This is a genomic window from Streptosporangium sp. NPDC049078 (genome assembly GCF_040648855.1).
Classification (GTDB): Bacteria; Actinomycetota; Actinomycetes; order Streptosporangiales; family Streptosporangiaceae; genus Streptosporangium.
Map to the genome: position 1 here is coordinate 119819 of NZ_JBEZEL010000001.1, position 12123 is coordinate 131941.

The 12123-nt window shown below is 71.5% G+C and carries 7 protein-coding genes; 1 reads left to right on the forward strand and 6 read right to left on the reverse strand.

Features of this window, described 5'->3' with window-relative positions:
* Positions 1-130: 130 nt before the first annotated feature.
* From AB0B90_RS00500 to AB0B90_RS00525, 6 genes are all read right to left on the reverse strand, one after another.
* The gene (locus AB0B90_RS00500; protein WP_362920045.1) at positions 131-2110 is read right to left on the reverse strand and encodes an acetoacetate--CoA ligase; all 1980 of its coding nucleotides are present in this window, start codon (positions 2108-2110) and stop codon (positions 131-133) included.
* A gap of 259 nt (positions 2111-2369) precedes the next feature.
* The gene (locus AB0B90_RS00505) at positions 2370-3104 is read right to left on the reverse strand and encodes a haloacid dehalogenase-like hydrolase (RefSeq protein ID WP_362906314.1); all 735 of its coding nucleotides are present in this window, start codon (positions 3102-3104) and stop codon (positions 2370-2372) included.
* A gap of 157 nt (positions 3105-3261) precedes the next feature.
* The gene (locus AB0B90_RS00510; protein ID WP_350946518.1) at positions 3262-3891 is read right to left on the reverse strand and encodes an HAD hydrolase-like protein; all 630 of its coding nucleotides are present in this window, start codon (positions 3889-3891) and stop codon (positions 3262-3264) included.
* A 359-nt stretch (positions 3892-4250) separates the two neighbouring features.
* Positions 4251-4757: a hypothetical protein gene (locus AB0B90_RS00515; RefSeq protein ID WP_350946617.1), complete on the reverse strand. Its 507-nt coding sequence runs from the start codon at positions 4755-4757 to the stop codon at positions 4251-4253.
* Positions 4758-4961: 204 nt separating this feature from the next.
* Complete coding sequence (locus tag AB0B90_RS00520) at positions 4962-5606, reverse strand: HAD family phosphatase (protein ID WP_350946517.1); 645 nt, start codon at positions 5604-5606, stop codon at positions 4962-4964.
* Positions 5607-6318: 712 nt separating this feature from the next.
* On the reverse strand, positions 6319-7395 hold the full coding sequence (locus AB0B90_RS00525) for a hypothetical protein (protein ID WP_362920048.1): 1077 nt from the start codon (positions 7393-7395) through the stop codon (positions 6319-6321).
* Positions 7396-7477: 82 nt separating this feature from the next.
* On the opposite strand from AB0B90_RS00525, the gene AB0B90_RS00530 reads away from it, so the two are divergent.
* The gene (locus AB0B90_RS00530; protein ID WP_362920050.1) at positions 7478-12118 is read left to right on the forward strand and encodes an HAD-IC family P-type ATPase; all 4641 of its coding nucleotides are present in this window, start codon (positions 7478-7480) and stop codon (positions 12116-12118) included.
* Positions 12119-12123 lie beyond the last annotated feature (5 nt).

Sequence of the window (12123 nt, forward strand, 5' to 3'; positions counted from 1 at the left end):
CCCGAGGGGCGGCCGGTGCCGGGTGACACCGCTCCCGGGAGGTCGGTGCCGCGTGGCACCGGTCCCCGAACGGTCGACGCCGCGTGGCTCCGGGGGCGGTCGGCGCCGCGTGCCCGCGGTTCCTGGGAGGTCAGTGCCGGGTGACGTCGGCTCCCGGTACGAAGTGGGACAGGACCTCGGGGTTGGCCATCGCGTCGAGGTTGGCGGCCTGCTCCGGCGCCGCGCCGAGGAGGATCTTACGGATGGGGACCTCCAGCTTCTTGCCGCTGAGGGTACGGGGGATGCCGGGAACCTCGATGATCTCGTTCGGCACGTGGCGCGGTGAGAGACCTTCCCTCAGCTCCCTGCGCAGGCGCCCGACCAGATCGTCGTCCAGGGGTGCCCCCTCGGCCATGGTGACGTACAGCAGCAGGCGACCCTCCTGACCGAGCCGGCCGGTGTCGATCACCAGGCTGTCGGTGATCTCCTCGAAGCGCTCCACCACGCGGTAGAACTCGCTGGTGCCCATCCGGACACCGCCCCGGTTCAGGGTCGAGTCGGAGCGGCCGTAGATCACGCAGCCGCCATCGGGAAGGATCTTGATCCAGTCGCCGTGCCGCCAGACGCCCGGATACTCGGAGAAGTAGCTGTCGCGGTAGCGGGACCCGTCGGGGTCGTTCCAGAACATCACCGGCATCGACGGCATCGGCAGGGTCAGCACCAGCTCGCCCACCTCGCCGACCACCGACGCGCCCGACGGGTCGAAGGACTCGACCCTCGCCCCCAGGCAGCGGCACGGGATCACCCCCGCACGGACCGGGAGCAGCGGTACGGCGCCCACGAAACCGGTGCACACGTCGGTGCCGCCGGAGAACGAGCCGAGCTGGACCTCCGGCATCACGTCGTGCACCCAGGCGAACCCCTCGGGCGGCAGCGGCGAGCCGGTGGAGCCGAGGCCACGCAGCCGGTCGAGACCGGACGGCTCCAGGCCGGCCTTCATGGACGCGATCACGTACGGAGCCCCCGTACCGAAGTAGGTGACCCCCTCCTCGGCGGCGAGCCGCCAGAGCGCGCCGGTCTCCGGGTAGGTCGCCGCCCCGTCGTAGAGCACCACAGCCGAGCCGACCAGCAGGCCGCCGACGAGGTAGTTCCACATCATCCAGCCGGTCGTGGTGTACCAGAAGAAGACGTCGCCCTCGCCCAGGTCCTGGTGGAAGGAGAGCGCCTTGAGGTGCTCGAGCACCACGCCGCCGTGACCGTGCACGATCGGCTTGGGCAACCCGGTGGTGCCCGAGGAGTAGACGATCCAGAGCGGGTGCCCGAACGGCACCGGCTCGAAGTCGAGCGGTCCCGCGACGGCGCGTACCTCCGCCCAGCCCACCGTACGGACGCCGTCACCGGTCACGGCCGCCTGCTGTGCCGTACCGGAGGTGTCGGCGCCGAGCGCGTCCTGGGCCGGGACGCGCACCCGCGCCACCAGGGTCGGCAGCTTGGCGGCGATGTCCTGGACGACCGCGCTCCGGTCGAAGCGCCTGCCGTTGTAGTCGTAGCCGTCCACCGCGACGAGCACCTTCGGCTCGATCTGGGTGAAACGGTCGATCACGCTGGGCGCGCCGAAGTCGGGCGAGCAGGAGGACCAGACGGCGCCCAGGGAGACGGTCGCGAGGAAGGCGATCAGCGCCTCGGGGACGTTCGGCAGGTAGGCCGCCACCCGGTCACCGCGCCCGACACCCAGCGCGGCGAGCCCCGTACGGACCCGCGCCACCTCCTCGGCGAGTTCTCCCAGGGTGAGCGCCCGGCGCCCGCCCGCCTCGTCGCGGGAGACCACCGCGAGCCGCCCGGGGTCGGACGCGGCCCCGCGCAGCGCGTTCGCCGCGTAGTTCAGCGTCGACCCGGCGAACCACTCGGTGCCGGGCATCTCCCCCGACATGACGGGCCCGTCGCCGCGCTCCCCCACCACCCCGAAGTAGTCCCAGATCGACGTCCAGAACTCCTCGGGCGCGTCGACCGACCACCGCCACAGGGACTCGTAGTCACCGGACCGGCCCAGCCATTCCGCGTAGCGGGTGACCTTGGCGTTTCTCACGATCTCCGGGGACGGCTCCCAGAGCGGCGCACCTTCCTCAACCATGACTCCATCCTCTCGGTGCCCCACCCGAATGTCATCCCCCGGGACCACACACCCTCCGGCCCCCCGGTGTGGGACGCACACGTACGGACCTTCCGAAGGGAACGAGCGGCATCGGGCCGGGGACATGGATCGCCGCCGGGCATGTGGGGCCGACCGATGACGAAGGACAGCGACGAACAGCGCCGGACAGCGACGGACAGCGCCGGACTCCGTGTGATTCGCCCCCGTACGGCCGTTGGCCGCCGCAGGGGGCCGGAGGTCAGCGGTCCGCGGGGAAGTGGCCGGCGCGCCGGGCCGGAGAGGTGAGACCGGCGACGGCGGCGACGACCTCGGAGGGGTTGGAGAGGTCGGGCAGGACCACGTCGGCTCCCGCCTCGTGCAGTTCGGCGGGGAGGGAACGCCCCGAGGCGACCCCGATCATCGCGGCCCCGGCGATCCTGGCGGCCTGGACATCCCTGGCCGAGTCGCCGACCAGCACCGTGTTGCGCCCGTCGAAGGTCGCCCCGTACTTCCGCTTGGCGCGTCCCTGCGCGACCTGCAGGAGGGTCGCCTTGGGATAGACCTCCTCGCCGTAACCGCCGATCTCGAAATCGATGTGCCTGTCGAGGCCGAACGCGGTCAGCTTGTGCGCCGCGTTGCTCTTGATCGTGCCGGTGAGCACCGACTGGACCACGCCGTCGAGCCTCGCCACGGCCTTCAGTGCGTCGCGGGCGCCGGACATCATCCTGCCCTCCTTGGCCAGGCGCCTGCGCCGGGCTCCGAAGGAGTCGGCGAGCGCGTCGAGGAACCGGGGGAGGTGGTCGTCCTCGGCGACGATCCCGTTGATGGCGAGCATCTCGAACACGATCTCCGAGTCGGGACGCCCGTTGGCCTGGGTCAGTTTGACCAGGGGCCTTCCGGTGACGGCGCGGAACGCCTCCGCGTATGCCTCACGGGTGACGATCGACACGTCGACCAGCGTGAGGTCGATGTTCCAGAGAACGAGGCGGTTGATCGGGGGCCTCCCGGAATGGGGGTGGATGCCCAGGGTAAGGCCCCGGGCGTACGGTGACCGCCTTCGATACCGAAAGGATCCGTTCGCCGGTTCTCGCGAGGTCGTGTCAGCGCCCTCAGCGCCCGTGTCAGTGCCCGTGTTGGTGCCCTCAGTGCCCTCAGGCGTGGTCGAGCGCGTTCTCCAGGGTGTCGACGACCGGGACGCCGAAGGCCATCAGATCGGCCCGGCTGGTCATGCCACCGGTGTAGAGGACCGCGCGTGCCCCGACGTGCTGGGCGGCGTGCGCGTCGTCCAGGCTGTCGCCGATGACGAGGACATCGGCCGGGTCGACGCCGAGGGCGGTGAGGTGGGCCACCATGGATTCGGCCTTGTGCCCGCCTGGGACACCGCGCAGGCCGTCGATCCGGGTGAAGTGGTGGTCGATCCCGAACTCCGCGATCTTGGGAACCAGCCGTTCGTGCGCCCACATGGACAGCAGAGACTGCTTGCCCCCCGCGCGCTCCCAGCTCCGCAGGGTGGAGAGGGCGTCGGCGGCGAGCCCGCACTCCAGCATCAGCCGGTGGTAGTTCTCGTGGAAGCCGAGGTCGAGCCTCTCCCACTCGCCGTCCTCAAGGGCACGGCCGAGCATGCGCTCGTAGGCGGTCCAGATCGGGCGCGTGTAGACCGCGCGGAAGCTGTCGGCATCGTAGGAACGCCCGTAGGGCTCGAACACCGCGTTCGTCGCACCGACGACGGCGTCGATGTCGTGAAACAGCGTGCCGTTCCAATCCCAAACAATGTGTCTCATATTGCCCTCCAGGATAGCGAAATTTCCCGTCGGATCGGCGCCGCGGCAGGGGATACGGCCCTATCGGCGCCCCGGTCCGAGGCCCGGTCCGAGGTGCTCACGACAGGGCCGGCCGAGGGAATCTCCTCCGCGCTCGGCCCTCGGGAGGAGAGGACACGAGACTCCGGACGCCACGCTGCCGGACCGGTCTCGCGCCACCAGGTCCGGCACGACATCCATCAGTGATCAAGGCCCCTGACCACCGGCGAGGGCACGGTCCGGCCTCAGGACCCGAACATCGGTCCAGCCGAAGAGGGTGCTCACCCACCGGCGGCTGTCAGGCACCGGGTCTGCCCGATCAGCCGACCCGGTGGCTCCCATCAGCCGACCAGGTCGGGAATCTCCTGGGTGGCGTACCACAGGAGTTCGTTCGCCTCGGCGCCGTCCACGGTGAAGCGGGCGTCGTCGTCCCCGCGATCGGCCGCGGGCAGCGCGGCGAGAGCGGCCTCGACATCCTTCACCGCGGGCAGGTCGTCCACGTGGACCGCGGCGACCAGCTTCAGCGGGACCGCCGCGGCGAGCCGCACCCGGGCACGCTCCTCCAGGTCGGTGCTCGCGCTCACGTCACCCTCCGGCACGTCGACGGCGACGACCACCCGCCGCGCGGCGACCTCCAGCCCGTCGGCGCGGTCGGCGGCGAGCATCCGCAGGGAATGCCTGGCCGCCTCGGTCAGGGCGACGTACTCGAGTTCCTCGGTGTCACCCGAGGCGTACCACTCGGTCAACGCGGGGGTCACCGCGTAGCCGGTCAGCGGGGCCGGCCCCAACTCCCCCACGGCGGCCACGCGGGCCAGCGCCGGAAGCGTACACGGCAGGTAGACGCGCATCCATGCCTCGATCTGTCTCTCCGACATCGGCACCGTTCGGCGCCGATTCACGCATCGAGTGTGCCAGCATCGGCGCCCCCCGGTGATACCACCCGCGCGGAGCGGCACGATCCGACGGCGACGACCCGCGCCCGGGCATCGGGCATCGGGCATCGGGCATCGGGCATCGGGCACGGTGACACGGCGAGAGGTGAGCGGGACAGGTCAGCGCAGCGAGACCTGGAACAGGGTCTCCAACTCGGCGATGGTCAGCTCGGGGTCGCGGTGGTGCACGCCGACGATGCCGAGCCGCCTGGCGGCCTCGATGTTGGCCTTGACGTCGTCGACGAAAACGCACTCCTCCCCGGCCAGGCCGATCCTGCCGAGCGCGTGCTCGAAGATCCTGGGCTCGGGCTTGCGCATGCCGATCTCCCCCGAGATGACGACCTCGTCGAAGAAGTCGTCCCAGCCCTCACGGGGATACTCGTTCGCCCAGGAGTTGGAGAGCAGGCAGGTGCGCAGCCCCGCCGCGCGCGCCTCACGGAGCATCTCGTACATCGGCTCGACCCGGTGGAAGCGGGAGAACATCCTGTTCAGCAACCCCTCGGCGGCCGGTGGCACGCCGTCCGTCGTGATCAGTCTGGCCGCCAGGTCACGTTCGAAGTCCAGGCCGGAGATCTCTCCGCGCTCCAGGGCGTGGATGGTGTTCTCGCCGTTCTCCGTGTTCTCGTACGCGTGGACGATGAGTTCACGCATCACCTCGCGGTAGTGGGCCTCGTCGAGTCTCTCCGCGACGATCCACTCGGCGACCGCCTCGGTGAGATCGACGGTGAGCACACCGCCCCAGTCGATCAGCACGCCCTTCAGCATTTCTCCTCCTTGCCGGAACGGCTTCCAGATTAGGCGCGGACCGGTGGACACGAGCGGCCGCCTCTGTCGAGGTCGCCGCTCCGAGGACGGCGCGCGAGGCCGTCGACCGCGCCGTCCGGGTCCGTGGTGGCAGGGATCGTCCGACGACGTCTCGCTCTCGGCGGTGTACGGGTGGGTCCGCGCGACGCGCGTCTTCGGCGATCCGCCCGTGGTTCACGAACCGTGGCCTGCCGCGAGCTCGGGTCGCATACCTCCTAAAACATCCCTAAACAGACAGGGCGCGACCCGACGGCCCGGAGATTCCTCCCCTAACATCCGATTCAACGACCGTTACGCGTTTCACGGTCTCAATACGAGGAAGATTACGAGAATGGCACTCAGGCCATATAACCGCACGTAGAAGGCATGATCGACCTCCTGCGGGCTCCATTTGCAGCTTCCCTCGGTTCCCATGAGGAGGGATCATGGCAGTAGCTCAGGCGAGCCGGTCGCGCGCCCGTACGGCACAGCGACCGACCACATCCGCGCCGTCCACCACGCATGCCCAGGCAGGCAGGAAACAGGACGGCAAATCGTTAACGCTCAAACTTCCGATGATGACCGTGCAGCTGCGGCCTCCGCATGTTCACTTGCCGCATGTCAGCAGGCAGGAGGCGGGACAGGCCGTGGACACGGCCAAGTCCTTCCTCCCGCCGGCCGAGCGCATCGCCTACTACGGAGGGCTCGGCGCGCTCGCGGTGGCTGGATTGCTCGAATGGCCGGTAGCGGCGGCCATCGGGGTCGGAACGCTGATCGCGCAACGTGCACGCAGGAAGAACGGGTCGTCGAGCCCGGTCTCCAGACCTTCGACATCCGCTGCCTCGCCCGGCGGCGCCACGTCCCCGACGACGAGGGCGACATCCCGGACCCGGACCACCGGTTCCACATCCCGTTCTCGCACGGGAGGCACCACGTCCCGGACACGGGCCGGCACGTCCACCTCACGTTCACGGACCGCGAAGCCCACGGCACGGACCACGCCCTCCCGTACGGCGGCGTCCGCGTCACGCACCGCCTCCAAGACCGCGAGCACCGTCTCCCGAGCCGCGGGCACCGCCGCGTCGCGCACCGCGAGCGCCGCGTCCCGGGCAGCCGGTACCGCGACCCGCGCGGCGGGCACCGCCGCCTCACGCGCGACCCGCACCGCCTCACGCGCGGCGGGCGCCGCCTCACGCGCGGCGGGCACCGCGTCCCGGGCCACGAGCCCCACCTCACGGACCCGCACCACCGCGAGCCGTACAGGTGGCACCGCCTCACGGGCCACGAAACCCACATCCCGCGCGAAGAGCACCACCTCACGCGCGGCGGGCGCCGCGACCCGCGCGACCGGCGCCGCCGCCTCACGGGCGACCGGCGCCGCCTCACGCGCGGCGGGCGCCGCGTCCAGGGCGGCCGCCTCGGCCTCCCGGGCCACGAGCCCCACCTCACGGACCCGCACCACCGCGAGCCGCACGGGAAGCACCACCTCACGAACCACGAGCGGCGCTTCCCGGGCCGGCACGTCCACCGCACGCTCGCGGACCGCGAAGCCCGCGGCACGGACCACCAAGCCCGCGGCACGGGCCACGAAACCCGCGTCGCGGACCACCAAGCCGGCGTCGCGGACCACGAAGTCCACGTCGCGACGGGCCGCGACGCCCACTTCGCGGGCTCGCGCGTCGGCGTCCACCTCTCGCACCGCGAGCTCCGCGTCCCGGGCGACGCCGTCCGCCTCTCGCTCGAAGGGGTCGACCTCCGGGAAGTCGTCCAAGTAGTCGCAGCGATGGGGCCGATCAGGCCACGCGTCAACAAAGGCCTGATCGGCCCCGTCATCTTGTCTGCTGGAGATCTGAATGTTCGTGCCCCGCCTGCTGTCCGTTCCCGCGGAAACCCTCTGGAGCGTCGTGCCCGGTGCGATCAAGGTCGTACCCGGCGCGGTCAGAAACGCCCTGCCACATTCGCGTGGGAGGCGTGTCTGTTCCGGAGGGCTCCATGTCGATCTGCGTGTGATCGGCGCTCCGGGGAGCGACTCCAAGGCCCGGCGGCTGGAGAAGGCCCTGCTGAAGCTGGAGGGGGTCGAGCGAGCGGAGGTCAACGGTGTACTCGGCTCCGTCTTCGTGGGGTGTGACACGGGCCTGGTCGACCTGGAGAGGCTGATGGCGATCATCGACGCCCTCGACGACGAGGGTGCGGGCGACGATCTGACCGACGACCTGGAAGAGGAAGCCGAAGAAGCCGAAGAGGAAGAGGAGGAAGCCGAAGAGGAGGAAGAGGACACCGAGTCCGACGAGACCTCGTCTCCGGCGCTGAAGTTCGTCGCCTCCAGGCTGGCGGAGCACCATACCGCCAGGCTGGTGGAGCGGCACACCCGGGCCGGCATCCGGCTCGGCGCGAACCTGATCGGGGCGGGCGTGGCGTTCGCCGGGCAGGCGGTGCGCGCACCGTCGATCCCGCCGATCTTTCCCGCCCTGCTGGGTCTGGCCGAGTCCACCCCGAGAGTCCGCCACGAGGTGGAACGCCGCATCGGCGGTCCGGCCACCGTCAACCTGTTCGCGACGGCGAACATCGTCACCCACACCCTGGCGCTGCGCCGGGTGGAGATGCTCGTCCAGTCGATCACCGCCGCGGGCCGCTACACCGAGGCGCGCGACACGCGGCGGGCCTGGGAGGCGCGCCAGCACGAACTGGCGTCGAGAAAGGGCTCCTACCGCCACATCCGCACCGCGAGGAGACGGCGTCCCGCGCCCATGGCCCACAGCCCGGTGGATCGGTTCGAACGCGTCGGAAGCCCGGTGGCGGCCGGCGCCTCCGGGCTGACGTACCTTCTCGGCGACGGCCACGCGCGTGCCGTCGCCATGCTCACCGCGACGACGCCCAAGGCCGCGAAACTGGGCCGCGAGTTCTTCGCGGTCGCGATCGGGCGCGCCCTGGCGAGACGCGGCGCGGTCGTCCTCCACAACCGCGCCCTGCGCCGCATGGACGGCATCGACACGGTCATCCTCGACGCCGACGTGCTCGGCACCGGTTCGTGGGAGATCGACCGCATCATCCCCCTCGGTGACGCGGACTCCGCGAACGGCGAGGGGCTCGACGTGTTGCGTGCGCGGCTGCTCACCCTGATCGACGTCGACGACCCCGGCGCGCGGAGGGAGCGCGACACGTGGAAGGCCGAACCCCTCGAGGGTCCCGCCGGGCTCGTCACGGAGGAGGCCAGGGACTGGGAGGTCCGAGGGATCCGGGCCGTTCACGTGACGAGGAAGGGCGTTCCCGTGGCCCTTGTCGGCATGGCGCCGCGGGTCGACCCGCTCGCCGACGCGATCGTCGCCGCGGCCGGGGGTGCGTGCGCCGTGGCGCTCGCGGGAGACGACACGGAACTCGGCCTGCGGCTCGGCATCGACGAGATCGTGCCGGGCGGTCCCCGGCTCGCCCGGTCGGTCCGCGCCCTCCAGGCGGCGGGTCACGGGGTCGCCGTGGTGTCGGAGCGCCGCATGGCCGCGCTCGCCCAGGCCGACCTGGGGATCGGTGTGCTGCGCCGCTCGGGCCGGGTGCCCTGGGACGCGGACGTGATCGCCGATCTTGAGGAGGTTCACCTGCTCCTGAGCTGCCTGGGGCCCGCGAGGAGGACGAGCGAGCGCTGCGTGTGGCTCACCACCGCGGGAACCGTCGCCGGAGGCGTGCTGACGACCCTCGGACCGGCGGAGAACTCCCAGAGCAAGGCGCAGTTAGCGAGCAGCTGCACGTCACTGGCCGCCCTCGTCGCGGGCGGGTGGGCGGGGTGGCAGGCCGGGCGGGAGACGCCGCCGGTCCTGATCGACACGACCCCCTGGCACGCGATGCCCGCCAAGGAGGTCCTGGCCCTGCTGGGCTCGTCGGCCGAGGGGATCAGCGAGGCCGAGGCCAGGCGGCGCAGGTCGACCACGGGATCGGGGGAGCCGAAGGGCCCCGACTCGCTGCTCCACGTGTCCGCCGAGGAGCTGGCCAATCCGCTCACCCCCGTCCTGGCGGCCGGCGCGGGCCTGTCGGCCATGGTCGGCTCGGTCTCCGACTCGGTGATGATCGGCACGGTCGTGCTCGCCAACGCGCTCATCGGGGGAGGCCAGCGGTACAGGGCCGACCGGGCCCTACACCGCCTCACCGAGGCGGTGGCGATCCCGGTACGACTGCGCCGCCCCCAGGAGCAGGCGAACGCGACCACCGAGGACCTCACACCGGATAAGCGGACGAAGGCGACTCCCCCTCACGATCCCGGCCCTCAGGAGAAGGCGAGCGCCGCTCGCTCCCACGAGCGGGTGAAGACGACCGTCGAGGACCTCGTACCCGGCGATGTGGTCGAGCTGCGCGCGGGTGACACCGTGCCGGCCGACTGCCGCGTACTCAAGGCGGTGGGCCTGGAGATCGACGAGGCCGCCCTGACCGGCGAGTCGCAGCTCGTCACCAAGTCACCGGAGCCCGTCAACGCGCCCGCCGTCGCCGACCGGACCTCGATGGTCTACCAGGGGACGACGGTGGCGGCCGGAAGCGGGCTCGCCGTGGTGGTCGCCGCGGGTGAGTCGACCGAGGCGGCGAGGACCGCCAGGCTCGCCGCGGAGCAGCCCCCGGCCTCGGGCGTGCGGTTGCGGCTGCGGGAGCTGAGCCGGCGGGTCCTTCCCGTCGCGGTCGGATCCGGCGTCGTCCTGCTCGCCACCGACCTGTTGCGCGGCAGCCCCGTGGCGCAGGCGCTCGCGCCGGCGGTGAGCCTCGCCGTCGCCGCCGTACCCGAAGGGCTGCCGTTCGTCGCCTCGGTCGCGGAGCTCGCCTCCGCGCGGCGGCTGTCGACCCGCAGGACCCTGGTGCCCAATCCCTCCACGATCGAGGCCCTCGGCCGGGTGAACGTCCTGTGTTTCGACAAGACGGGAACCCTCACCGAGGGGCGCATCAGCCTGCGGTGCGTCTCCGACCTGCAGGAGGCACGCACTCTGGAGGACCTGACGCCCGAGCTGAGGTACGTCGTGACCGCGGGGGTGCGCGCCTGCCCCAAGCATGGCGAGGGGCGTTCCGTCGCGCATCCCACCGACCGTGCCGTGCTCAAGGGGGCCGAGCAGCTGGGCGTGACCGAGAAGGGGGCCGGGAGCTGGGAGCGGATCGACGAGATCCCCTTCGAGCCGGGGCGCGGCTACCACGCCGTACTCGGCAAGGGTGACTCCGGCCCGCTGCTGAGCGTCAAGGGTGCTCCGGAGATCATGATCACCCGGTGCACGTCCATACTTCGTGACGGCCAGGTGGTCCCCCTCGCGGACCATCTCGTGGCGGAGATCGAAAAAGAGCTCGACCAGCTCGCCCGGCAGGGCTATCGGGTGCTCGCGGTCGCGGAGCGCCCCGCCTCCAGTCGTCGTGATCTCGACGAGTCCCGCATCCAGGAGCTGTGCTTTCTCGGGTTCCTCGGCCTCGCCGACCCCGTGCGGCCCACGGCCGCGGAGAGCGTCGGCCGCCTCACCCGGGCGGGCGTACGCGTTGTCATGATCACGGGCGATCATCCGAGCACGGCCGAGGCGATCGGCGTCGAGCTGAACGTGCTGAACGGCGGGCAGGTGATGACGGGGCCCGAGCTGGACGAGATGGACGACGACGCCCTGGTGGAGGCGCTGCCCGAGGTGACGGTCTTCGCCAGGACCACTCCGGCGCACAAGGCGCGGATCGTCGGCTGCCTGCGCCGGACCGGCAAGGTGGTCGCGGTCACCGGCGACGGCGCCAACGACGCCCCCGCGATCCGGGTCGCGGACGTGGGGATCGCCCTCGGCTCCCGCGCCACCCCGGCGGCGCGGGCGGCGGCCGACATCGTGGTGACCGACGACCGCATCGAGACGATCGTCGACGCGATCATCGAGGGCAGGGCGATGTGGAGCTCGGTCCGCGACGCCCTCAGCATCCTGCTCGGCGGCAACATCGGCGAGATCGTCTTCGCGGTCGGGTCCAGCCTGGTCAGCGGCGGGAACGTGCTGAACGCCCGGCAGCTGCTGCTGGTCAACCTGCTCACCGACATGCTGCCCGCGATGGCGGTGGCCTCCAGGCCGCCGACGGCCACCAGCCCGGAGAAACTGCTCGACGAGGGGCCCGAGGCCTCGCTGGGGGCCTCCCTGACCCGCGACATCTACCTGCGTGCCGCCACCACGGCGAGCGCGGCGGGTCTGGCCTGGGCGATCGGCAGGGTGACCGGTACGCGCGGGCGGGCGAACTCGATGGGGCTGGTCGCGCTCGTGGCGTCGCAGCTGCTGCAGACCCTGGCGATGGGCAGCCGGGATCGCATGGTCGTTCTCGCCTCGCTGCTCTCCCTCGGCGTTCTGGGGGCGTCGGTCTCGCTCCCGTGGCTCTGCCGGTTCTTCGACTGCCGCTACCTGGGGCCGGTGGGGTGGACCGTCGCCCTGGGGAGCGCGGCCGCCACGACGGCGGCCGGGGTGGCCTTCCAGGCGTCGAGGCGGGGTTCGTCACCGAACGTTCACCAAACGGTAACCTCGTGACTGGT